Annotated in this window: 24 protein-coding genes; 10 read left to right on the plus strand and 14 right to left on the minus strand. The window is 38.8% G+C overall.

The window, feature by feature from the left end:
- Nucleotides 1–39 precede the first annotated feature (39 nt).
- The 7 genes from SKC36_RS09270 to SKC36_RS09300 all read right to left on the minus strand — a co-directional run bounded on the left by SKC36_RS09270 (nucleotide 40) and on the right by SKC36_RS09300 (nucleotide 5751).
- Nucleotides 40–642 (minus strand): transposase, encoded by a 603-nt coding sequence (locus SKC36_RS09270; protein WP_459453883.1) that lies wholly within the window; start codon nucleotides 640–642, stop codon nucleotides 40–42.
- Between the two features lie 225 nt (nucleotides 643–867).
- Nucleotides 868–1452 carry a precorrin-2 dehydrogenase/sirohydrochlorin ferrochelatase family protein gene (locus SKC36_RS09275; protein ID WP_459465668.1) on the minus strand — a complete coding sequence of 195 codons (585 nt, stop codon included), beginning with the start codon at nucleotides 1450–1452 and terminating at the stop codon, nucleotides 868–870.
- A 9-nt stretch (nucleotides 1453–1461) separates the two neighbouring features.
- A complete protein-coding gene (rlmN, locus tag SKC36_RS09280) occupies nucleotides 1462–2523 on the minus strand; it encodes a dual-specificity RNA methyltransferase RlmN (RefSeq protein WP_459465669.1) in 1062 nt (353 codons plus the stop codon).
- A 1-nt stretch (nucleotide 2524) separates the two neighbouring features.
- On the minus strand, nucleotides 2525–2977 hold the full coding sequence (locus SKC36_RS09285) for a GatB/YqeY domain-containing protein (RefSeq protein ID WP_459465670.1): 453 nt from the start codon (nucleotides 2975–2977) through the stop codon (nucleotides 2525–2527).
- Between the two features lie 4 nt (nucleotides 2978–2981).
- On the minus strand, nucleotides 2982–4502 hold the full coding sequence (locus tag SKC36_RS09290) for a GH3 auxin-responsive promoter family protein (protein WP_459465770.1): 1521 nt from the start codon (nucleotides 4500–4502) through the stop codon (nucleotides 2982–2984).
- 11 nt (nucleotides 4503–4513) lie between these two features.
- Nucleotides 4514–5365 (minus strand): glycerophosphodiester phosphodiesterase family protein, encoded by an 852-nt coding sequence (locus tag SKC36_RS09295; RefSeq protein ID WP_459465671.1) that lies wholly within the window; start codon nucleotides 5363–5365, stop codon nucleotides 4514–4516.
- Nucleotides 5366–5409: 44 nt separating this feature from the next.
- A complete protein-coding gene (locus SKC36_RS09300; RefSeq protein ID WP_459453878.1) occupies nucleotides 5410–5751 on the minus strand; it encodes a DUF4296 domain-containing protein in 342 nt (113 codons plus the stop codon).
- 100 nt (nucleotides 5752–5851) lie between these two features.
- Between SKC36_RS09300 and SKC36_RS09305 the strand changes: the two genes are divergently transcribed.
- From SKC36_RS09305 to ispE, 4 genes are read left to right on the plus strand one after another with little or no spacing between them, the layout of a single operon-like run.
- Nucleotides 5852–6724, plus strand: coding sequence for a DUF58 domain-containing protein (locus SKC36_RS09305; RefSeq protein ID WP_459453877.1), 873 nt, complete (start codon nucleotides 5852–5854; stop codon nucleotides 6722–6724).
- On the plus strand, nucleotides 6724–7584 hold the full coding sequence (locus tag SKC36_RS09310; protein WP_459453876.1) for a hypothetical protein: 861 nt from the start codon (nucleotides 6724–6726) through the stop codon (nucleotides 7582–7584). Before SKC36_RS09305 ends, SKC36_RS09310 begins: the two co-directional genes overlap by 1 nt.
- Nucleotides 7581–8573: a VWA domain-containing protein gene (locus tag SKC36_RS09315; protein WP_459465672.1), complete on the plus strand. Its 993-nt coding sequence runs from the start codon at nucleotides 7581–7583 to the stop codon at nucleotides 8571–8573. Before SKC36_RS09310 ends, SKC36_RS09315 begins: the two co-directional genes overlap by 4 nt.
- Nucleotide 8574: 1 nt before the next feature.
- Nucleotides 8575–9381, plus strand: a complete 807-nt coding sequence (gene ispE, locus SKC36_RS09320) for a 4-(cytidine 5'-diphospho)-2-C-methyl-D-erythritol kinase (protein WP_459465673.1) — start codon at nucleotides 8575–8577, stop codon at nucleotides 9379–9381.
- Here ispE and SKC36_RS09325 read toward each other — a convergent pair.
- The 3 genes from SKC36_RS09325 to SKC36_RS09335 are packed head-to-tail and all read right to left on the minus strand — an operon-like array spanning nucleotide 9378 to nucleotide 15257.
- On the minus strand, nucleotides 9378–10508 hold the full coding sequence (locus SKC36_RS09325; protein ID WP_459465674.1) for an efflux RND transporter periplasmic adaptor subunit: 1131 nt from the start codon (nucleotides 10506–10508) through the stop codon (nucleotides 9378–9380). The genes ispE and SKC36_RS09325 overlap by 4 nt on opposite strands.
- Nucleotides 10501–14829: a CusA/CzcA family heavy metal efflux RND transporter gene (locus SKC36_RS09330; protein WP_459465675.1), complete on the minus strand. Its 4329-nt coding sequence runs from the start codon at nucleotides 14827–14829 to the stop codon at nucleotides 10501–10503. The genes SKC36_RS09325 and SKC36_RS09330 overlap by 8 nt, the downstream gene beginning before the upstream one ends.
- A gap of 44 nt (nucleotides 14830–14873) precedes the next feature.
- A complete protein-coding gene (locus tag SKC36_RS09335) occupies nucleotides 14874–15257 on the minus strand; it encodes a hypothetical protein (RefSeq protein WP_459453871.1) in 384 nt (127 codons plus the stop codon).
- Between the two features lie 114 nt (nucleotides 15258–15371).
- Between SKC36_RS09335 and SKC36_RS09340 the strand changes: the two genes are divergently transcribed.
- A complete protein-coding gene (locus SKC36_RS09340) occupies nucleotides 15372–15989 on the plus strand; it encodes a DedA family protein (protein ID WP_459453870.1) in 618 nt (205 codons plus the stop codon).
- The gene (locus tag SKC36_RS09345) at nucleotides 15989–16459 is read left to right on the plus strand and encodes an NADH-quinone oxidoreductase subunit A (protein ID WP_459465676.1); all 471 of its coding nucleotides are present in this window, start codon (nucleotides 15989–15991) and stop codon (nucleotides 16457–16459) included. The genes SKC36_RS09340 and SKC36_RS09345 overlap by 1 nt, the downstream gene beginning before the upstream one ends.
- Here the strand turns inward: SKC36_RS09345 and SKC36_RS09350 are convergent.
- Nucleotides 16456–17592, minus strand: a complete 1137-nt coding sequence (locus tag SKC36_RS09350; RefSeq protein WP_459465677.1) for a PorP/SprF family type IX secretion system membrane protein — start codon at nucleotides 17590–17592, stop codon at nucleotides 16456–16458. The two genes, SKC36_RS09345 and SKC36_RS09350, sit on opposite strands and share 4 nt — an antisense overlap.
- A 107-nt stretch (nucleotides 17593–17699) precedes the next feature.
- Here SKC36_RS09350 and bshC point away from each other — a divergent pair, with 107 nt between their 5' ends.
- The 4 genes from bshC to cysM are packed head-to-tail and all read left to right on the plus strand — an operon-like array spanning nucleotide 17700 to nucleotide 21975.
- A complete protein-coding gene (gene bshC / locus SKC36_RS09355; RefSeq protein WP_459465678.1) occupies nucleotides 17700–19262 on the plus strand; it encodes a bacillithiol biosynthesis cysteine-adding enzyme BshC in 1563 nt (520 codons plus the stop codon).
- The gene (gene mnmH, locus SKC36_RS09360; RefSeq protein ID WP_459453866.1) at nucleotides 19255–20280 is read left to right on the plus strand and encodes a tRNA 2-selenouridine(34) synthase MnmH; all 1026 of its coding nucleotides are present in this window, start codon (nucleotides 19255–19257) and stop codon (nucleotides 20278–20280) included. The genes bshC and mnmH overlap by 8 nt, the downstream gene beginning before the upstream one ends.
- 17 nt (nucleotides 20281–20297) lie before the next feature.
- A complete protein-coding gene (locus SKC36_RS09365) occupies nucleotides 20298–21098 on the plus strand; it encodes a serine O-acetyltransferase (protein ID WP_459465771.1) in 801 nt (266 codons plus the stop codon).
- A 1-nt stretch (nucleotide 21099) separates the two neighbouring features.
- A complete protein-coding gene (gene cysM / locus SKC36_RS09370; protein WP_459465679.1) occupies nucleotides 21100–21975 on the plus strand; it encodes a cysteine synthase CysM in 876 nt (291 codons plus the stop codon).
- Here cysM and SKC36_RS09375 read toward each other — a convergent pair.
- The 3 genes from SKC36_RS09375 to SKC36_RS09385 form a co-directional block, all read right to left on the minus strand.
- On the minus strand, nucleotides 21961–22563 hold the full coding sequence (locus SKC36_RS09375; protein ID WP_459465680.1) for a hypothetical protein: 603 nt from the start codon (nucleotides 22561–22563) through the stop codon (nucleotides 21961–21963). The genes cysM and SKC36_RS09375 overlap by 15 nt on opposite strands.
- A 74-nt stretch (nucleotides 22564–22637) precedes the next feature.
- Nucleotides 22638–22844 carry a helix-turn-helix transcriptional regulator gene (locus SKC36_RS09380; protein ID WP_109324460.1) on the minus strand — a complete coding sequence of 69 codons (207 nt, stop codon included), beginning with the start codon at nucleotides 22842–22844 and terminating at the stop codon, nucleotides 22638–22640.
- Nucleotides 22845–23042: 198 nt separating this feature from the next.
- Nucleotides 23043–24344: an amidohydrolase family protein gene (locus tag SKC36_RS09385; protein WP_459465681.1), complete on the minus strand. Its 1302-nt coding sequence runs from the start codon at nucleotides 24342–24344 to the stop codon at nucleotides 23043–23045.
- Nucleotides 24345–24348 lie beyond the last annotated feature (4 nt).

Below are 24348 nucleotides of genomic sequence, written 5' to 3' on the forward strand. Positions count from 1 at the left end.
AATTAAATCTTGATTCAAAGATGATGGATTTTAAAGTCATTATTCGTCTGTCAACAAAAGAATATCAGTTTCCTTGAATTCTCTGAAATGAAAATCAATAAACTGTTTTCTTCCCCCAAACCACTCTAGGACAAAATCTCTTTTCACAAAACTTTTTTTGAATTGTAATATTCTGCCAAATGAGCTCCATTCCCATTGCCTAAAATTATCAATTAATCCATGTTTCTGAGGATTTACATGGATATAACTTATTAATGTAGATAAATCCTCTGGCTTAGCAATACAAACTCTTTTGAATGGAGTTTGGAATAAAGTGCCAACCCGACCATGTTGTTTATTAAATGCCATGGTGTAGGATTGAAAGAATTTTTTAAGCCGATTTGAGATTAATTGATGTACAGTTTTACCCTCCAATTCCTCTTCAGTAAAATGATTCACTTGGACTAAAAAATGAAAATGATTATCATTTAAACTGTAAGCAATTACATCTAAATATCCATCCAAATATTTATTCCATTGTCTTAAAAAATAGGCATAATTTGACCTGGACTTGAAAATTGATTTCTTATCAATCCCTCTATTATAAATATGAAAGAAATCTCCAGCAGTAAATTGAGTGTAATAATGTTCAACAAAGGCCATCTTGTAAAAGCTTAAAAACGAAGCTAACCATCACGACCTTCAAATAACTTCCGTGGCATCAAATTATCAATTACTTGATTATTTCCGACCGAAATGAAAATGGATTGAATTTGCGACTACATTTGACAAAGAAATTCCAAAATAGATTCGTCAAGAGAGTACTTAGATTTGACAACTTTTAAAAAGTTGTCAAATCTTAAAAAAATCACCCCCCCAAACCCCCAATCATTTCTTAAAAATCAACCCTTTCGTTAATTCATTTAGAGCTTTAATCTTGGATTCAAAATCTCCTTTTAGGTCTTTTCGCAAAGTTTCTAAACTATCCAGTGATGTCTGAATATCTTCTGGAATTACTTCTTCTAAAAAGGCCCTTATACGCTTAGCTAAGGTAGGGGATTTACCATTGGTCGATATCGCAATTTTAAGATCTCCCTTTTGAACGATGGAGCCTAAATAAAAATCACATAATAATGGCGTATCTGCCACATTACACAATAAATGTCTTTTCTGAGCTAAGGCTTTGATCTCTACATGCAATTCATATTGATCCGTGGTACAAATGACCAAATCCCTATTCTCCAAATCCTCTTCTTCAAATGCCCGATGGATTAATTTTACATGTGGATATGCCTTCAAATAAGCCAAAATCTCGTCACGAAAAAACGGCGCCACTATACTTATTCTAGCTTCAGGGGAATTTTTCAACATGGCTGAAACCTTTTCTAAAGCTACATTCCCTCCCCCAACCACCAATACGTCTAGTTGTTCCAATTTTAGAAAAACAGGGAATAACTTATTTTGCCCTTCCATCGATTAATTTTAAGCAGTTTTCTTACCCGCCAATTGTCCACAAGCCGCATCTATATCTTTCCCCCTAGAACGGCGAACATTAACAATCATCTTTTTACTTTCTAAAAAGGCGGTAAACTTGGCCAAAGCATCTGCTTCTGCATTCACAAATGTCGCCTGAGCAATCGGATTGTATTCGATTATATTGATCTTGCAAGGTAATTTTCTTGCAAACTCCCACAATTCCTTAGCATCTTCTACCGAATCATTAAACTTATTGAACATGATATACTCTAACGTAATTTCATTTTCAGTCTTATCATAAAAATACCGTAAGGCCTCCGCAAGAGCGACCAACGTGTTTGTCTCATTGATGGGCATTATTTGATTCCTTTTGGTATCGTTCGCCGCATGAAGAGATAATGCCAAATTAAATTTAACATGATCATCACCCAACTTCTTAATCATTTTTGCTATCCCCGCCGTAGAAACCGTGATGCGCTTAGGAGACATTCCCAATCCATCCGGAGAAGTGATTTCATCAATTGATTTCAACACATTGGCATAATTCAATAAAGGCTCCCCCATTCCCATATAGACAATGTTGGTCAAAGGAATACCATATTTTTCTTGTGCCTGATCTCGAATCAAAACAACTTGATCATAAATTTCAAATGATTCTAGGTTGCGCTTTCGATCCATATAACCCGTAGCACAAAAACTGCAAGTCAAAGAACAACCTACTTGAGATGAAACACAGGCTGTCATTCGCTCCCGGGTGGGAATTAATACTCCTTCTACTAAATGACCATCATGCAATTTAAAACTCGACTTAATGGTTCGATCAGAGCTAACCTGCATGTCTGCAACTTGCACACATTGTAAAGAAAAATGCTGATTTAACCACTCCCTGGTAGTTTTAGGAATATTTCCCATTGCTTCAAAACTGCGGGCAGATTTTTTCCATATCCACTCATGAACTTGCTTTGCTCGAAACGCAGGATCTCCATGCTGAATCATTAGCTGCTTCAACTCATCCAAACTGAGCTTTCTAATGGCCCCTAATTCATCTTTCTTGGTTAATTCCGACACATTATTTCTTTAAAAGTTCCCCTACCTTAGTTGAAATGGCTTTCCCATCAGCCAATCCGGCCAATTGCTTACTCGCCACTCCCATAACTTTTCCCATATCTGCTGGACTACTAGCTCCCACTTGACTGATAATGGCTTGTATCTTTTCTGTCAATTCTGAATCACTCAATTGTTTAGGCAAAAACTCCTCAATAATACTTAATTCAGCTTGCTCTTTCTCGGCTAAATCTGGTCTATTCTGAGTTACGTAAACTTCCAAAGAATCCTTACGCTGCTTAGCGGCCTTCATCAAAATCTTCATCTCCGTATCTGCAGATAACTCTCCAGCGTTTGAACCAGAAGTTTCCTCTAATAAAATAAGTGATTTGATAGCTCGCAATGCACGTAGTCTATCGGCATCTTTGGCACGCATCGCGTCTTTGATCCCGTTCTCAATAGTAACTTTTAATGACATGTTTTTATTCTTTAAAATGAGCTTTGACTCCCTCCAAAAATTCTCGATTATTACTCAATCGAGGGACTTTATGCTGACCTCCTAACTTTCCTCTTTCTCGCATCCATGCGTAAAAAGTTCCCTGAGGTGCCTGATGAATAATGGGTGGGCCTAATACCAAATCATACGACCGCTTCGCATCATAATCTGAATTAATCTCGCGGAGGGTTTGATCCAATATCTCCACAAAGGTATGCATTTCTTTTGGTGCTTTTGAAAATTCTATAATCCATTCATGACTTCCCCTTTGCCCTCCATTCATATAATTGGGTGCCGCCGTATATTCCTTGATCACCGAATTCGTCATTAAACAAGCCTTAGAGATAGCCTTTTCTGCATTTTCCATAATGACTTCCTCCCCAAAGGCATTGATAAAATGCTTGGTTCTACCTGATATTTTTATCCGATATGGATCTAATGAGGTAAAACGAACTGTATCTCCAATTTTATAACGCGATAAACCGGCATTAGTGCTTATTACCAAAGCGTAATTGACATCCAATTCCACTTGAGTTAAATCAACAATCGTGTCTTGCTCTTCTCCTTCGTCATTTATAGGAATGAATTCATAAAAAATTCCATAATCCAACATCAATAATAATTCATCGTTCAACGATAAATCATCTTGTATTCCAAAGAATCCTTCCGATGCATTATAAATTTCAAGAAAACCTACCCCCTGATCTCTAAATACTTGTTTTTGAAATAATTCCCGATACGGACCAAAGGCTACAGCTCCGTGAATCATAAATTCAAAATTCTCCCAAACCTCCAAAATAGACTTCTTCCCGGTAATTTCTAAGATTTTTTCAATCAAAACCAAGGTCCAAGTGGGAACCCCTAAAATACTCGTTACATTTTCTTTGGATGTCTCCAAGGCCATCCGCTCAATCTTTTGATCCCAATCGTCCATCAAAGCTACCTCCAAAGATGGCGTTCGAATCATTTGGGCCCAAACGGGTAAATTCTTCATAATAACCGCCGAAACATCTCCTACAAGTACATTAGGGTTAGTGGGGCAACTAGACAAACTTCCACCAATGGATAATCCTTTTCCTTCAAAAACCCTGGTTTCAGGCCTGTTATTAATCAATAAAGTAATCATATCCTTTCCTCCCATCATGTGGCAAGACTCCAAGGACTCCTTAGATACTGGAATGAATTTACTCCGGGCGTTGGTGGTCCCAGATGACTTAGAAAACCAGGTAATGGGGCTATTCCAAAGTATTTGTTGCTCTCCCTGCATCACCCGATCTATATATGGGAATAACTCCTCATAGGTAGAAATAGGTACTTGAGATTTAAATGTAGCGTAATCGTTAATCTGACCATATCCAAACTTTTTCCCCCATTCCGTTTGTCGACCTGCCTGAACCAATTCTTTCAAACAAATTTCTTGTAAATCCAAAGGACGCGTATAAATGGATTCAATTCTCGACATACGTCGTTTCATGAACCATAATAGTGTTTCATTGAATAGAGAAATACCGTTCGCCATTAATGCATGGGTTTTAAATAATGAGGAACACGGTTTGGATAATCCGTAATGACGGCATCTACCCCCAAATCGGATAATTTGGCAATGGAGTCCGGATCATTGGCTGTCCAAGGTACTACTTTCATGCCATTTTTATGACAAAAAACAACCCATTCAGCACTAAGTGATTGGTAATTAGGGCTATAAATTGCTGGGGTAAATCCCAAATCTTTCAGAGTATTCTCCGGATTTTTTCTGGATACCAATGCGGAAAGTAAAATCTGCTTGGGATACTTTCCCGCTTTCATCGATTTATCCCAAAATTTTAAGACCTGAAAATCAAAGCTTTGTAAGATGACATATTGGGGGTTTACATGCTGACTAATTACCGCCCAAACTTTATCTGAAAACTCCTCTACCGTCTTGGGTTGAGAAATCCCATATTCTACTTCTGCCGATTTGATTTCAATATTGTAATAAATATCCTGATGATGTTTTTTGCGGTAAGCCTCTCCCAATGCCAAGACTTCTGACAAAAGTGGTTTATGAGCCACCATAGGCTTTTGTTCGGGGAATTGACTATTTCCTCTTTTACCCGTATCAAATTTTTTTATCTCACTGTATGGCATCTGATAAAGATTGAACAACTTCTCTTCTTCCTTTAAAACCGCTTGTCCATCTGGCTTGGAACTATAAATGGAATTCATATAGGGTTCATGTGATACAACTACCTGTCCGTCTGCAGAGATGCATACATCCATCTCCAATACTTGAACTCCCGCCTGAAGCGCGCTTTCAAAAGCAGGTAAGGTATTTTCTGGATACAGGCCCCTAAAACCCCGATGGCCTTGGATAAAAGGCATTTGTGCCATAGCTAGGAAATTTAACAAGCATAAAAAACTAAATACTCCTTTGTTCATCGGTGGGAAGTTTCAGGCTTTTTAAATCTTTTTTCCATGATTTGGTTTACCTTATCATACAAGCGTAGAAAATCCTTCGGCTCCTGTACATAGCGATCAAAATTATTCGCAAACTGCAAGGAATCCACTCCGTATTTTTTAAAAATAAGCTTTTCTTGATAATTGTATGCCAAAATGGATGAATCAATACTCATAAAATGCATATTAGAAACCCTCGATTCCTCAATATGTATATCCACCAATATTTCCGCTAATTTATCCTCATCAATGGGTTGAGAAGTAGAGGACTCCTTACAAGCCAAGAATCCTAGACATAGTAGGAAATAAATTTTTCTCATGGTTCAAATTTCCCCTTAATTTAGAAAGCTTTTATGGCTTTTCATTCGACTTGCTTAAAAAATAGGTAATTTAGCACGATTCTAAGCCCTCTTTCATTCCATGGATTCGGACATTCATTCCTTTCTTTCCCATGTAGTTCAATTGGAAATTCGCATTAGAAAAGCGATTAATACCCAAATGCACGGGAATTTTTCATCCATTTTCAAAGGGTCAGGATTGGAATTTAGCGATCTGCGCCAATACCATTATGGAGATGATGTTCGGCATATAGACTGGAACACCACAGCAAAAGGTCACGGAACATTTGTTAAATTATTCAAGGAGGAAAAAGAACAAACCGTTTTTTTCTTATTGGATGTTAGTGCCTCTCAACAAGTCGGGCGAAATTCCCAATCTAAACTAAAGACCTTAAAAGAAGTCGCAGGAGTACTTTCTTTTTCGGCCATGCAAGAAGCTAGCCACTTGGGATTTTGTGGGTTTTCAGATAAAAATGAGAAATTCATGCCTCCCGCCATGGGTAAAAAGCATGCCTACCGGGTTATTTCCGAACTGTTTAAAATGGAAGCAGAAAGCACTGGAACCGACTTAAAAGCGGCTCTGGGTTTTACTTTACAAGTACTTAAAAGACGAAGTTTAATTTTTGTTATATCCGATTTCATTGACGAAAATTATCAGGATTTGTTAAGGGCCATGTCCCAAATGCATGACTTGGTCGTTATTCAAATAATCGATAAACAGGAAATAAAACTGCCCTCATTGGGCATTATTCCTATTTTTGACCCAGAAAGAAAAAGAACGACCTGGGTAAACACTAGTTCCAAATACTTTAAAAACTTACAAAAAGAGCAAGGAGCCCATCAGGCTGAAGAGCTCAAAAATTTGTGTAAACAATGGCAAGCGGATTACATCAGCATTCAAGCTGGAGAAGATTTCGTTCCCACCTTAGTAAAATTGTTTACCGTTAGAAAATAATGCAGCAAAAGCCCATTCAAATCAAAGGCCAATTTTTAGAAGACTCTGTGAAAATAGGACAGCAGATTCACTATAGCCTTTCCGTTCGACATGGCAAAAACCAAGAAATCTTTTTCCCTACGGTCAACCAACATTTTGGTGCTTTTCAAGCGGTAGAAAGAACCTATTTTCCTACGCGGACTGATGCCAGCGGAAGCATAGATTCCGCCGTATATACCTTCAAATTATTTCAAATTGAAAATGAACACAGCCTAGCTATACCTGTTTACCTCATGCAGGAGGCTGATTGTACTAAAATATACCCCTTAAAAGATCGAATTTTCCTGAAGAGACTAGTTCCCCATCCGGAAAAAATCAATTTGGACTCGCTCTACCAGCATGTCCCGATAAGTCCTCTACAACCAAAAACTGATTTAAAAAATGTAGTCATCTGGGGTTTGGGCCTACTAATTTTAAGCGGTTTAATTTATTGGTTCTTAGGTAATAGCCTTAAGAGATGGTTTAAACTATATGTCTTGTGGAGAAAAAATGCTGAATTCCGTCGCGTTTATCAACGACTAATCCGGAACATCGAAAACAACCAAGTTGGACTGCAAAATTTAGAACGTGCCTTTTCGCTTTGGAAAAAATATGTAGAAAACTTAACCTTAAAACCATTCACAACTTTTACTACCAAAGAAATGGTGGATACCTTAGAAAATAAAAAATTAGCCAAAGCGCTTCATGAATTGGATTCGGCGATTTACGGAGGAAATTTTTCTAGTAAAACCACGGATTCAGTCAATATGCTCTTAGAAATTGCTAATTCCATTTACCAAGGTGAGAGAAAAATCATTTCACAGGAAAATAAAAAGTCATGAAATTTCAGATATACTTTTCTTGGCAACAATTTCTCTCTTTGTTTTCATACCATTGGGAACATGAAGTATTTCTTTTTCTACTTCCTTTGCCTCTCCTGATTTTTTTAATCCGGTATTTATTAAATAAAAAAAATCAGGCACGAATTACCCTCTCCTTTACTAAACCATTAGTTCAAAACCGCCTAATAAGACTCATTAGCTTTATTCCTGATGTCATTCAAATCCTGCTATTAACCAGTATTATTTTGACATTGGCTGGACCTTATAAAATCAATCCAAAAAGAAAAATACAACCAGATGGCATTGATATGGCCTTAGCCATTGATATTTCATCTTCCATGCTGAACCGAGATGTTAGCCCATCCCGATTGGTCATTGCGAAGCAAGTGGCAACTAGTTTTGTCAAACAAAGAAAAAATGATTTTATCTCCATTGTAGCTTTTGCAGGAGCCCCGTATTTAGCCAGTCCCATCACCAACGATTCTATTTACCTGCAAAAGGCGCTACTGGGGCTAGATTCCAAACTAATTAAAGAGGAGGGCACAGCCTTAGGCGATGCCCTTGGAATGTGTATCAATCAGATTAGAGATTCCCCCAATCCTAAAAAAATCAGTATTTTAATTAGTGATGGGAACAATACAGCAGGAAACCTAGATCCATTAACATCAACAGAACTGGCCAAAACCTTTGGTATTAAAGTATATACCATCGCCGTGGGGAGCTTAAAACCTTCCATGGACCCGGTAGATGAAAGCACTTTGAGACTAATTGCTGAAAAAAGCAAAGGTAAGTTTTACCGTGCTACAGACCAGAAAAGCTTGAATGCTATCTTTGAAGAAATCAATCAAATGGAGGCCTCCAAAGTGAAAGAAATTTATTGGGAAGAACATCAGGATCAAAGTAAATTCTTCTTTGATTTTGCCTTTATCCTTTTCTTCCTAGGCCTGTTCATCAAATTAAGTCCCATCAGTAACATTTTAGAAGATTAATATGGTTCTTTTCCCAAATGCCAAAATCAATATCGGGCTATACATTACTTCCAAAAGACCCGATGGCTTTCATGAATTGGAAACCTGCTTCTTTCATGTGCCCTGGACAGACGTATTAGAAATTACTCCCAGTCAACAGTTTAAATTTTCATCCTCAGGATTAGCCATTTCAGGTGAAATGCAAAATAATTTGTGTTTTAGAGCCTATCAAGCATTATCAAAGGATTTCAGTTTAGCTCCTGTACATATTCACCTACATAAAATCATTCCCATGGGTGCCGGATTGGGTGGCGGTTCATCCGATGCCGCCTTCACCTTAATGGGCTTAAGAGATATATTTGAACTGCCTCTTAGCAATGATCAATTAGTTCCTTATGCTCAACAACTTGGAAGTGATTGTGCATTTTTTCTAAACCAGCAGGCTCAAATAGGCAAAGGAAAAGGGGATGATTTGAGTCCCTTAACTTGTTCTTTGAAGGGGCTACATGCTGTGCTTATCTATCCCAATTTTGGGATTTCAACTCAAGAAGCTTATTCACAAGTGAAGCCTAAAGCACCCACCTATGATTTGGCTGAATCTATCCTTCTGCCCCTTGAACAATGGAAAGATTATATTTCCAATGATTTTGAGCTAAGTTTATTTCCTAAATATCCTATCCTAGCAGAAATCAAACAAGAATTATACAATCACGGGGCTAAATATGCCGCCATGAGCGGTTCTGGATCAACCCTGTTTGGATTATTTAAAAAAGAAGTCGACCTAAATCAATGGGCCGACTTCACCTGTTTCCAAGGAATTATTTCTTAATCCTTGGCAAAAATAGCTTCCAAAGCCGAAGCCCCACTTATGACAACCTTACCTGCTGGTAAAGCTTTTATGGGTTGAACACCCACATATTCCTCATTGGAACTAATCACCTTCACGGGAACTTGTTCCATGGCCCCCTGTGGATTTTCCACATAGATAAATCCACCTTTTCCTACGCGTGCTAGACCCGCTTGAGGAATGGTTTTCATTTTTTGATTCCCTACCAATATCTTAGCATTGATAAATTGGCCAACTGTAAATCGTACTTCGTCTGCCTCATTGCTAAAATGACCATGTACCGAAGTAGTACGGTTGCTTAGATCCACTTGTTTGCCAATTAAAAATACCTTGCCTTTACCCTCTAAACCTTCGGCTTCAAATTGTATGGTTTGACCTAATTTCAAACTGCTCAAATCCCTCTCAAAGACCTTCAATTCCACATGTTTATGGGCGATGCCCACCAATTTTACTAATTCGTCGGTTGGTTGAACATACTTCCCAATAGACATAAACACATCGACCACATAGCCATCAATGGGGGCCTTGACTTGTAAGAAGGAAGAAATATTGCCTTTGGCCAAAGATTTCAAGTCACATCCCAAAATTTCTAATTTCAAAGCTAATGATTTAACCTGAGCTTGAATATTGGAAAAATCGGCCTCCGCCATTTGAAGCTTCTTTTTGGAACCTACCTCCTCGGTATTCAATACTTGTTGGCGTGATTTCTCCGAAGTCAAATAAGTCAATTGACTCAAGGCTTGAATGTATTCTTGCTGCATTTGAATATAATCCAAACTGGTAATTGTTGCCAAGACCTGGCCCTTGCGAACTTGTTTACCCGGCAATAATTCAAAAGTAGATTTTACATATCCAGCAATGGGTAAGGATATAGAAGCCGATGAAATAGGAGGCACGTCGACCAAGCCGGTACAAGATACTTCGGAAGCCATTTCCCTTTCTTCCAATTCCCCTAACACAATTCCTGCATTTTGCTTTTGCTCAGCAGTTAATTTAATGATTGAAACGGCACTTTCCGCTTCTGTTGTAGCTGCTTCTTTATTACCACAAGCAAACATGCCTAAAATAAAAAGAAGGGTTATACATGTATTTATGATGCGCTTATTCATTTCCTAAAATAGTTTCAATTTGAATGATGTTTTGATTATACGCCAAAACTTCTTGTAAATATTGTTCTCTAATTTGCCATGCTTGCTGGGTATTTTGAAGCATTTCAACATACTCAATTTCCCCTTGTTGGTAACTTTTCAAAGCCGTTTGAACTAACCATTCTGCCTGTGGAAGGGCAGTTTGTTGGTAGTATTTCAAGGAATTTCCAAACTTGCCTAAGGAGATTTGAGCATTTTGCAAATCCGTACTTATCTGACTCATTACCTGGTCCTTTTGACTCACAAAAACCTGTTCTTGTTTTTGGGAGGCTGAAATACGTGCTTTTTGACCTTTGGCAAATATGGGTAAGGCTAAACCAGCTTGAACAAAATTCTGCCCGCCATAATTTTCAATACTTTGAGACGTGGCTCCCACACGAATATCAGGTTTCAATTTATTACGCTCCACCTCTGTCTGAAGTTGGGCATGAACCACTTGTTCCTCCAGTAATTGTAGCGTCGGATTTTTTGATAAATCCACTGGAATAAGAGGCGCTTGCATGGTCAAAGCATTGGAACTTTGAATCTCAAATGGCTCTTTTCTGTTCATCCAATAGGCCAAATTTTGATAATTCGTCTGAATATCTGCCTGCAAAGAGAGTTGTTTCTGTTGGAATTCTCTTAAACGCGCCTCAGCAGCTACCATTTCTAAACGATTAGTTTCCCCTTGTTTAAAGCGTAAACTGGCTGCCTTCAGCATTTGTGTATAGATACTATCTTGTTGATGTAGATATTCCAAATGCTTTTGTTGAATCAATAATTGGTAGTAATACCATTTGACACTTGAAAGAACCAAAATTTGGGTAATCTTCTGCCTCTTTTCTGCCAACATTTTTTGAGATGTAAGCGCCTTTACTTGTGCTCTTAGCAAGGTAGGCCAAGGAATACTTTGAGAAGCAAGGATCGTATAATCCTGACTGAAATACGTTTGAGTTTTACCATATTGAAAATCTATAGTTCCCTTAGGTAACTCTCTCCCGGATTGAATTAAAGCCTCCGCACTTTGAATTTCCAAATTCCCCGTGTTTAACAAGGCATTATGTTGCATAGCCTCTTGCATGCAGCTCGACAAGTTTAAACTAGGTTTGGGTGCTTGTCCGAAACTTGAAAAACTCATCATAAGGCCCGCTAAAATCACCAAGACAATCATGGGTTGCGACTTCAACTTATTTTCTTTTCTGGTCATGACTAAGGAATAAACCACCGGAATTACTACCAAAGTAAGGAAAGTGGCTGTGATCAAACCTCCAATCACCACGGTTGCGAGTGGCCGCTGAACCTCAGCTCCAGGAGATTGACTCAAAGCCATCGGAAGAAAACCTAAAGATGCTACAGAAGCGGTCATAATCACCGGACGGAAACGTAATTCCAAGCCCTTTTTAAGCCGTTCAGCCACGGAATAACCCTCCGTTGCCAATTGTTTGAAAAAGGATAACAGCACTATACCATTTAAAACAGCTACCCCAAATAGGGCTATGAAACCAATCCCCGCAGAAACGGAAAAGGGCATTCCTCTTAAATACAAGGCCCAAATTCCACCTATGGCTGAAAGTGGAATAGCTAAATAGATAATGGCTGCCTCCAGCATGGAATTAAACGTGAAAAACAAAAGAGCAAAAATCAGAGCCAAAGCCAAAGGTACTACCAAGGAAAGCCGTGCTTTTGCTGCTTGTAAGTTTTCAAATGTCCCACCATACTTCACATAATAACCAGCAGGTAAAGAGATTTTATTCTTCATCACCTTTTCTATATCTGTTACCACACTTTGTACGTCTCTATTTCTAACATTAATACCAATGGTAATTCGGCGATTGGTATTGTCTCTTGATATTTCTACAGGAGCATTTTGATAATCCACGGTGGCTACTTCTTCCAAAGGAATTTGGGATCCATTTGGCAAATCTAAATACAGCTCTTTCAAATTTTGTATGTCGGCCCGATGGGCAGAATCCATACGAACTACAAGGTCGTATCGTTTTTCTCCCTCCATCACCAAACCTGCCGCTTCTCCAGCAAAAGTCATCTTGACCCGACGATTTACATCTTGTATGCGTAAACCATATTGAGCCATTTTTGCTCGGTTATAGTGAACCACTAATTGAGGGACACCATCTATTTGTTGAACCTTGATATCACCTACACCTTCAATTTTACGAATATATCGAGCTGCCTCCGTTGCTTTCTCGAATAGAATTTCCAAATCTTCTCCGAAAATTTTAATGGCCACGTCAGACTTTACTCCAGCAATTAACTCATTAAAACGCATTTGAATGGGTTGTGTGAATTCAAAGTTGACCTCAGGAAAAGCATCCAACTCACGATCCATTTTCTCTTCTAGCTCTTCCATGGTCTTAGCTTTTTTCCAAACGCTGGGTTCATTTAAAATGATGATTAAATCACAAGCGTTAATACCCATGGGATCTGTCGGAATTTCCGAGGCTCCAATCCTAGATACCACTTGTTTAATTTCATCTGGAAATTTTTTGAGCAATAATGCCTGCGCATTGTTATTTACTTCAATACTTTGGGACAATGAAGCGTTGGTAGGTAGAATGGTTTCTACAGCAAAATCGCCCTCATTCAGTTCTGGAATAAATTCGCCCCCTAAACTTGTAAATAGACCTATACTCGATAAAAAGAGCAGCAAGGAGGCAATAACTACTTTCTTTCGATTACTTAAGGCCCAATTGACCATAGGACTATACTTCCCATATAAAAAGTTCATGATTTTGTCGGCCCAAGTAACATGATGACTCACCTTTTTGCTCAAAAACAAAGAAGACATCATGGGCACGTAGGTTAAAGAAAGAATCAAAGCACCAAAAATGGCAAAGGAAACCGTTTGTGCCATTGGTCTAAACATCTTTCCTTCAATACCCCCCAAAGCCATGATGGGTAAATACACGATTAAAATGATGATGACTCCAAAAGCGGCTGATTTAAATATGGCCTGAGCAGAAATATTCACCTCTTCATCCATTTCATGTTGACTCAGAACTTCCCCTTTCCTTCTAGAATGAAGTCGATGGATAATGGATTCCACGATAATTACGGCCCCATCGACAATGAGACCAAAATCAATCGCTCCTAATGACATTAAATTGGCGGAAACACCAAAAATGTGCATCATAGCAAAAGCAAACAACAAGCAAAGAGGAATCATGGAGGCTACGATTAAACCGGCTCGCCAGTTTCCTAAAAGCAAGACAAGAATAAATACGACAATTAGCCCTCCTTCTATTAAGTTTTTCTCTACCGTATTGATAGCCTTTCCAATCAAGATACTTCGATCCAAATAGGCGTTAATATGGATTCCTTGAGGAAGTGTTTTTTGAATCAATTCCATGCGATCTTTCACATCCTTCACTACCGTATTGGCATTGGCACCTTTCAATAATAACATTACGGCACCAACGGCCTCTCCTCGTCCGTTTTTGGTCATGGCACCATAACGAACGGCCTTTCCAAATTGAACTTGAGCTACATCCTTGACAAAAACAGGTAAACCACCATCCCCGCGCTGTTTTACCACAGTATTTTCAATATCCGCTAAGGACTGAATCATCCCCTCAGAACGAATAAAATAAGCATCGGTTCCTTTTTCTAAATAACTTCCTCCTGAATTGGAATTGTTATTTTCTAAGGCTGCAAATAGCTCATCAATACTAATATTCATGGCTCGAATACGTTCTGGATTAACAGCAACTTCATACTGTTTGACATAACCTCCAAAAGAACTTACTTCTACCACACCCTTGATGCCCAGCAACTGACGCTTGACAATCCAATCTTGGTACGTCCGTAAATCTGCTAAAGAATATTGGTCTTTAAACTCAGGATCAACATCCAAAGTGTATTGATAAAACTCTCCAAGACCCGTAGTAATCGGAGCCATTTCGGGAATACCCGCTCCTCGCAGCAAATAGGGCTCTGCAGCTTTTAATTTTTCTGAAACTTGCTGCCTGGCTACTTCCATGGCCACTTCATCTTCAAAGACGACCGTGATGATGGATAAACCCATGCGGGAAATGGAGCGAATGTCCTTCACATTGGGGATTGTCCTTAATGATATCTCCAGCGGATATGTAACAAACTTTTCAACTTCTGATGCCGCTAAAGCTGGTGATTGCGTAATCACCTGTACCTGATTGGATGTGATGTCAGGTAATGCATCTATGGGTAAACGGGTAAGCGAATAGCCTCCCCAAGCCACAAGTCCTAAGACGAATAAACCTACGATGAGTTTATTTCGAATACTAAAATATATTATCGAATTAATCATTTTTCAATGGAAAAGGTGAATGTAAGGAAATGAATATCAAAACCTTAGCACCGAGGAGGAGCAATGAGTACTCTTGCTAATGAAAAACGATATAGATTTTGCCAATTGATTAACTGGCGACGTGCCGAAACAAAAAGTAAAGGCAATAGGAAAATCAAATAAATGGATGGGAGTACATAACCACTTACGCCACTAAAATCAAAACTAGGTAAGCTGGGGTGCTTGGTGGTTTTGGCATGTTTCGAATCAGCGGCATAATGCATCCATAAAAAGTCCATAAAACTAAAGCCTGCTGGAGCCTGTCGCTTATGATCTTGAAAGTGTTTTAGCAATTCGTTTGCCTTGAAACTTTGCTCCATTCCCACCTTGGGTATCCAGGATCCCGAAAAGATTATCACAAAAAGGAAAGAGGCTAACCAAGTTTTCATTGCTCAAATGTAGGAAAAAATGGAAATTTTAATGGATATTTATACTCTCAATGTACATTTTTTTGAGACAAAAGCCTAAAAACCAACGATTAATAAGCTAGTATAGCCCCTATTATGGATGAAATAAATATTTTATGGCATCAGTTAACTGATTCTGAAACCATCATTCGCTCTGGCTTACTAGTTATCACATTAATTGTTTTTGCAGAGAATGGACTGTTCTTCGCTTTTTTCTTGCCCGGAGATTATCTACTTTTTTTAACTGGAGTTTTTGGAGGAACTGGGGTCCTCAAGGAACCTCTTTCAGGCCTTTTAGCTAGTATTTTTTTAGCCGCGGTCATTGGGTCCCTCGTGGGTTATTTATCCGGTCGTTTCTTTGGCAAATCCCTAGAAAATAGGCCCGATAGTCTCTTTTTTAAGAAAAAACACCTGGATTCAACCCGAGATTTTTTTGATAAGTATGGCTTTATGGCCTTAGTGATTAGTCGCTTTTTGCCTGTTGTCAGAACCTTTACACCCATCTTGGCTGGTATCAGTCGGATGCCTTGGTATAGTTACTTATTACTCAATGTCATCGGTGGGGGATTATGGGTTGGGATTTTGGTTACATCAGGATACTACCTAGGGCAACATTTCCCTTGGATAATCAATTACGTACATTACATTATTTTGTTTTTCTTAGGAATAACCACCTTTACAGTCATTAAAGGCTATTTAAAAATGAGGCAATAATGGAAGCTTTTGGATATGTCGCGGCCTTTTTGATTGCAGGAATTTTATTTTTGGCATTCATACTAACCTTAGCCAAATGGATAAGGCCCAACCGCCCCAATGTAGAAAAATTAAGTACCTATGAGTCGGGAGAAGCTCCCGTAGGAAATGCCAATATACGGTTCAATCCCCGCTTCTATTTAATTGCCCTTCTTTTTGTTTTGTTCGAAATAGAATTAATCTTTCTTTTTCCTTGGGCCTCGGTTTTCCATCATCCTGACTTAGAAAAAGCCAGTCCCCTTTGGTCTAGTTATGCCTTGGTAGAAATGTTTATTTTCATTGGAATTTTAGCATTAGGACTTGCCTTAGCTTGGGTAAAAGGCTATTTAAACTGGGAAAAACCTGTATCCCCCAACCATACAACCGAAAGCCCGATTCCGGATCAAGCTTATCAAAAAATTCGAGATAAATATTCTGCTAAAAACGCTTAATGTGGCGTAGGAACTCCAATCTTATTATTTAAAGTAATTCCCAATACCAATTCATGAGAACCCATGGATTGATTTGCGAGGCCATTCAGATGCAAATCATAAGAATAAGACATGTGCATATTATGCCGCAGTTGTACTCCAAACATGGCAGAATATGATTCTTTATGACGATATCCCAAGCCCATCCAGAATTGTTGATTGAAATCAGCTTTAATATTGCCCTCAATCGACATGGTGCCAGCTTTATAAAATTTAACGATAGCTGCTGGAGAAATCGTGAACACTTTGGAAGTTCTAAAATGATAACCCACCATGGCAAACATATTGGGCTTCATGGTTCCAGAATATAAGGCCCTTGTCAAAACCTTATTATCGTCAAATTCTGAATTATTGGGCCAATAATACCTCCTACTTAGCGTATCCAAGGCAGAAGGATCTGAACGCTCGTAGGTAAAATTTTCGAATATCAATTGATTGGCAGATAGACCTAAGAAAAACTCACGATTATAATATAGCACACCAACATTAGCTAGCAATTGGCCCGCCGTAAGTGATCCGTAAGGAGTAGGAGCACTGGTAATGGGCGTTCCAGCTGGCGGATCTAAATATAAAATCAGTGGGTCTCCCCCGTCTTTGACATCGAAATTATTCATATTTAAACCCCGCGAATAATAACCCGCCGTAGCTCCTACTGATAATTTATCTTCCCCACCCAAGGAAACATGATACGCATAGGAGCCCCCCACAGAAAACGTAGACATGGGGCCAAACTGGTCAGCTTGAATCTGAAGGCCTAAACCTTGATGAAACTCCCAACGATAATCCTTCTTTCTTCTTCTGGTTGGATTAAAAGACCGACGAATCGTCTTGGACATATAAGGCGTGGGTCCAGTAGAAGTTCTATCCGATTTATCTATGGCCCAGTTGGCCGTCGCATAAAAGGTTTTCATTCCCTCGGCTAAACCTACCCATTGCTGCCTATACCCTACTTTTATATCATTATAATCCTCAAATCCTGCAAAAGCAGGATTATACAGATAACGATTCATCATGAATTGAGTAACTTGAGGTGTTTGTTGAGCTAGGCCCAATTGTGCAACTAGAAATAATAAAAGAAAGACGAAAAATCTCATTAGAAAAATTAGTACCTCAAAAATCTGTTAAATATATTTAATTTCGTTCGAACTTTCTGGAAAACAGTTGGGTTTTTATATATTAACGGCCCTTTCTATTCAACCATATGCCTACCCAAAGCTACCCGCTATCTCATCTTTCTGGTTTCAATTCCTTACTGATTGACTATTTAGAAGAGAAATCTAATTTAAAAAACTTATATCAAAATAGTCCGACCATCTCGGGCTTTAAAAATCAATTAGAAGATAAAAAGCCTTTCCCTTTAGAGCATCGGAAAATATTGGTAAAAGTGTTGGAAGATCAATATCAAGGTCTTGATAACGTTCCAGCTTTGGGAAAATTATTGGATGAAAAAACCTTTACTGTTACCACGGGTCACCAATTAAATTTAATGACAGGGCCCTTGTACGTCATTTATAAAATCGTGTCAACGATTAATCTGGCAAAAAAATTGAAGGCCGAATATCCAAGCTACCACTTTATTCCGGTGTATTGGATGGCGACGGAAGACCATGATTGGGATGAAATTAATCATGTACACCTTCAGGATGCTACTTACGCATGGAATACAGAACAAACAGGGGCAGTAGGAAGATTTTCATTGGAAGGAATGCAAGACTTCCTTCAATCTTTACCCTTTTCTTTACCTGTTTTCCAACAAGCCTATACCCAAAGCAAGACCTTAGCTGAGGCTGTTCGATGTTATATGCACGAACTATTTGGCCAGGAAGGTTTAGTATGTTTAGACGCGGATGATGCGCGATTAAAATCCTTATTTCTCCCTGTGATGGAAGCTGATTTAATGGACCATGTGCATGAATCTTTAGTAGAAAAGCAAAATCAACAGTTGAATAGTTTGGGGTACAAGACTCAAATTAATGCCCGCGGAATCAATTTATTTTATCTACATGATGGCATTAGGGAGCGCATTGAAAAGCAAGGTGATGTATACAAGGTACTAAATCAAGCTATCCAATTTAGTTCACAAGAATTAAAAAACGAGCTAAAGCTACATCCAGAGAGATTTAGCCCGAACGTGGTACTTAGACCTTTGTATCAAGAATATATTTTACCCAATTTGGCTTACTTAGGTGGCCCCGCCGAAGTGGCGTATTGGTTGCAATTAAAAGGCATTTTTGACCAGCATCAAATACCTTACCCCATTCTATTACCCAGAAATTTCGCCCTACTTCTTCCGGGTGTAGAGCAGAAGAGAGTCGAAAAATTAGGTATTTCTATCCCCGATTTATTCCTAGATGTGTCTTCCTTAATTCGGAAATATGTGCTGGACAATACCGTTTACAGCCTAGATTTTAAACAAGAAATTGAGGATGTTAATCCTATACTAGAACAAATGATCCAGAAAGCCATGCAGGTAGACCCCACCTTAGAAGGTCTGATTTTGGCAGAAAAACAACGTTGGCTTAATGGATTAAATCGAATGGAGAAAAAATTGAAGCGGGCGGAGGAAAAAAACCATGAAATGGCCATTCGACAAATCAAAGAAGTAAAAAATCGTTTATTCCCGCATGGCCAATGGCAGGAAAGGTATAATAATCTCCAAGATTTTTACCCAGAAAAACCTAGCCTCATTCAAGACCTTCTGGCCAGTTTTGACCCTTTGAATTTTGAACTTTACGTGATTCCCTTAAAAACTTCCAATGCCTGAGAAACTTAGCCCCGTGGATTTCATCTCCGCTTCTTCCGAAGGGGTTATTTTAGATGTGCGGTCACCTGGAGAGTACGAAAGAGCGCATATTCCAGGTGCCATATCCTTTCCTATGTTCAGTAATGAGGAAAGGGCAGCGGTAGGAACCTGCTATAAAAAAGAAGGAAAAGATAAAGCGGTAGAATTAGGTTTATCCATCGTAGGACCTAAACTTGCCACTTGGGTAAAAACAGCTAAAAAATTAGCTCAAGGAAAACCTTTGCTCGTTCATTGCTGGCGTGGTGGCATGCGCAGCGGTAGTATGGCATGGTTATTAGAAACAGCGGGCCTGCCGGTCAAATTATTGATTGGGGGTTATAAAGCATATCGACATTTGGTTTTAAAAACGTTTGAGGCCCCTATTCCCCTGCGAGTTTTGGGAGGAAAAACAGGAAGTGGTAAAACGGAAATTTTGATTGAAATGAAAAAACGAGGCATACAAGTCATTGATTTGGAAGGTCTCGCCCATCATCGTGGTTCAGCATTTGGGCATTTGGGATTGGCCCCGCAGCCCACCAGTGAGCAATTTGAAAATCTTTTGTTTCATGAATTACGTCAAATGGATTACCAGCAATCTATTTGGGTGGAAGACGAAAGTCGACACATTGGTAAAGTATTCATGAATTTAGAATTTTATAACCAACTTAGAGACGCTCCTGTGTTATTTTTGGACATTGATGCCCAATACCGACTACCTTATTTGGTAGAAGTATATGCCCAATATCCTAAAGAATTGTTAGCTGAGGCCATTGAGAAAATAAAAAAACGACTGGGGGGCCAACATTATCAGAGAGCCTTGGCTAGTTTGGAAATGGGTCAATTTGAAGAGGTGGCAGCAATCACCCTTCAATATTATGACAAAGCCTATTTACACGGATTAGAGCAAAGAGATAAGAATAAAATTCAACGATTAGAAATAGAATCATTAAATACGCAGAAACAAGTTGAGGCTATACTACCTCATTTATTGCAGGCCTAAAAAATTAAGAGCTTATGTTGCCTTCCAAATTCCTAGATACCATTTTAGCCAAGCACGAGCAAACTCGTGATTTTCCTGCTACTTCGGATGTAAAGAAACTATTTACAAAAATTATTCTGACCTTATTTCCAGAACAAACCCGTAAACATTTTTCACAAAAAGAGGAATTGGTAGCGGTATGGGAAAGTATTGAGAATGGATTAGAATCCATGTTACATTCCATGAAGAGTGAATTACCCACGGACCCTCATAGCCTTACTCAATCCTACATGGCTTGTATTCCTAAGGTCTATGAAACCTTATTGACTGATGTAGAGGCAATGGTCAACGGGGATCCTGCTGCCAACACAGATTTTGAGGTCATCCGAACCTATCCTGGATTTTATGCCATGGCATTTTACCGCCTAGCTCATGAGCTCTGTGCTCTGGGTGTTCCTTTAATTCCTCGTATATTGACTGAATATGCCCATTCAAAAACGGGTATTGATATTCATCCAGGGGCACGTATTGGTAGATATTTCTTTATGGATCATGGTACCGGAATTGTTATTGGTGAAACCTGTATCATTGGCGAACGCGTAAAAATCTACCAAGGTGTAACCTTAGGAGCATTGTCCGTGGACAAAAGTATGGCATCTACCAAAAGACATCCAACCATAGAGGATGATGTGGTAATATATTCAGGCGCCACAATTTTAGGAGGGGATACCATTGTAGGCAAAAACTCCGTTATTGGCGGAAATGTTTGGCTCACCAGAAGTGTTGCACCGAACACCAAAATATACCATCAAGAAAATACAAAAGTTATCCTAGACTAACATGAGCACGCTTTTAGACTTAGTAGGTAATACCCCTTTAGTCGAATTAAATAAATTGCACAACCATAGGAATGTGCAAATTTTTGGAAAACTAGAAGGCAATAATCCAGGTGGTTCTGTCAAAGATCGAGCTGCAAAAAACATGATTGAGTCTGCCTTAAATCGAGGAGATATCCAACCTGGTATGAAGCTCATCGAGGCTACTTCAGGAAATACGGGTATCGCACTAGCCATGATTGCCCGTTTATATAATTTAGAAATAGAATTGGCTATGCCAGCTAATTCCACGAGAGAACGTGTGCTTACCATGGAGGCTTTTGGTGCTAAAGTAACCTTAACCAAGAGTATTGAAGCCGCGCGCGATTATGCTGTTGAAAAAGCTGAAACAGGTGAATATATTTTACTCAATCAATTTGAAAACCCAGATAATTATCTGGCCCATTATAAAACCACAGGTCCTGAAATTTTTCGGGATACTCTAGGTAAAATAACCCATTTTGTAAGTTCCATGGGCACTACTGGAACCATTATGGGGACATCCATGTACTTGAAAGAACAAAATCCCAACATCCAAATTGTGGGTTGTCAGCCTACAGAGGGCTCTTCAATTCCAGGGATTCGCAGATGGCCTGAAGCTTACCGACCAAAAATATACCAACCTGAGCGCGTAGACCGCATCATGGATATTGCTGAGGAAGAGGCCGTGAATATGACTAGAAAACTAGCAAAAATAGAGGGGGTTTTTGGAGGAATGAGCAGTGGAGGTGCCGTTGCAGCGAGTCTCCGATTAGCCGAAGAATTAGAAGAAGGCGTGATTGTTTGTATCATTTGCGATCGAGGAGACCGCTATTTATCAAGTAACTTATTTGGAGAGTAATACCCCTAATAATTTATAGTGGGTAGCTTTGGCCCAGCGTAATTTTTGACTCCCTTCAATGTAATAGGTTTGTACATGTCCATCTGAAAATGTCATGTGCATATTTTTACTAGTTTCAAATAGAAAGTTCTTTTGAGATACTTCAATCTCCACCCTGGTAGGTCTATTCAAGTCATCTAAATGAACCATGAATTTTTTTACTGGTAAACTTTCTCCCAATTTCAAAGAGTACCAAATCATATCAGGCTCAGATAAATTATCGTAACTTTTTTCAAATGCTGGTTTATTCAAATCAGCCTCTAAAAACAAGGCCCATTCTTTGGACCAATCAATATCCGATACCACTTTTACCTCTTTGGCTCCATCCAAGAATACGGTTTTGTGTACCTTGGGCTTAGTGATTTCAAAAGACTTGATATGGGAATTAAGTAAATCTGCCCAAGCAAAATAGGTGTTTTTCGGACTTGTTTTACCCGATTCTGTACAAGAAATAAATAGTAAACCCATCAATAAATAGAATAAGGGGGCAAATTGACGGGTATATGAATTCGGATTTCTCAAAACAAGAAGATTGTTTGATGCAGGCATAAAGGTACGGATAATACCTAAATAAGAAATAGAAAAGCCGGCATTTGAAAAGCCGGCTTTCACTAGGTATGGTATCAACTGGCCATAACTTCTTCCAAAGGTATCTTAAGCACCTTGGTCAATTGAAAAATTTTTGTCGCATTGGGATAATGTTTACCAGATTCCCAATAATTATAAGCGCTTTGGCTTACTCCTACGGCACTGGCTACTTGTTGTTGGGTAAGTTGTAAAGATTGCCTTGATTTTATCAAAGCAACAGAAAATAAATGTTTGGTTTTCATACTTTTGGTTGGTTAGGTTACACTTAATAGGTCAAATGTTTCGAATTGATTGATAAATTACAAATGCAGATAAAAAAAATATCATATTTTATGATTTTTTTGATATTCACCCCACATCTAATGCAAAAAAATAGCCTGAAATGAGAATTTCAGGCTTATTAGTAAAATCAATAATTTGGTATTGATGCAATGTCACCACTACTTGATTTGATATTTATATTTATACCTTTCAAACAACTGGGTATGTTTGTTCTGTAAATCTATAGCTCTGCCTTGTATAAATGCATGAGTCAAAACACTGGATTTCATATCCAATAAATCCCCTTGACAAATCAAGATATTAGCATCTTTACCATTTTCAATACTTCCAGTTTTTTTATCTACTCCTAAAATCTTGGCTGGATTTAAGGTAATAACCTGCAATGCCTCCTCTTTCGTCAAGCCATAAGCTGCTAAAGTTCCTGCCATAAAGGGCAAATTTCTTTGCTGGGTATATCCATCACCTGAATCTTGGCTAATACTAACTAAAACACCAGCTTTATATAAAATAGCCCCTGTTTTATAAGGCTGATCTACGGCATCATCTTCTGTAGCTGGTAAACTGTGAGGCTCAGAAAGGATAACACTCACCTGGTTTTCCTTTAAAATATCTGCTATCATCCAACTATCCGCTCCACCTGCTATGACTAATTTGAAATTAAACTCTTTGTTTAATTCGATAGCCGCAAGCATTTCCTTCACTAAATCACAATGAATGTAGAGCGACTGGCTGCGATCAAATAATCCTTTTACTGCCTCAAACTTCAAATTAACCTCTGCATGGGATTTTTCACTCAAATAGGCTTTGGCTTCCCTAAAAAAGCCTTTTGCCTGCTCAATGCGTGCTAAACCCGCTCTGACAGGATCTCCGTTGGCCGCTCCCCTTCGGCTTATGGTATTACTAGGTCGATTAATCAAGGCTGGCATGGTCATATGTATTCCTTCATCTACCAAATAAGCCGCATCTTCCCAGTTCCAAGCATCCAATTGTACTACACTGGAGCTACCAGTTATCAATCCGCCTTGTGGTACAATTTGTGCCATTAAAATACCATTCGTTCGTAAGGTATTAATCACTTTACTATCTGTATTATACGCTACCAATGAGCGAACATTAGGATGAATATCTCCCAACTCGGCATAGTCTAGAGTAGCTCTAGTGGAGCTTACTTCTACCAAACCCAAGTTCGTATTGGGTGCTATGATACCAGGATAAATATGTCTACCTGTGGCATCAATATGCTCTACGTCATTTCCTAAGCTAGGAGTGCCGTTTTCTATTTTCAATTTCCCCTTCTCAATGATCACATTACCCGATTTAATCACCTGCCCATTTCCAACGTGGATGGAGGCTCCTGTAATCACTATTTTCTTTGATTGAGCAGGAGCTGGATTCATGGTTTCCTGTGCTTGAAGCCCCAAGGAAATCATACTTATTATAGCTATGAATATTTTTTTCATGTTG

Source organism: Aquirufa sp. OSTEICH-129A, from assembly GCF_054558355.1.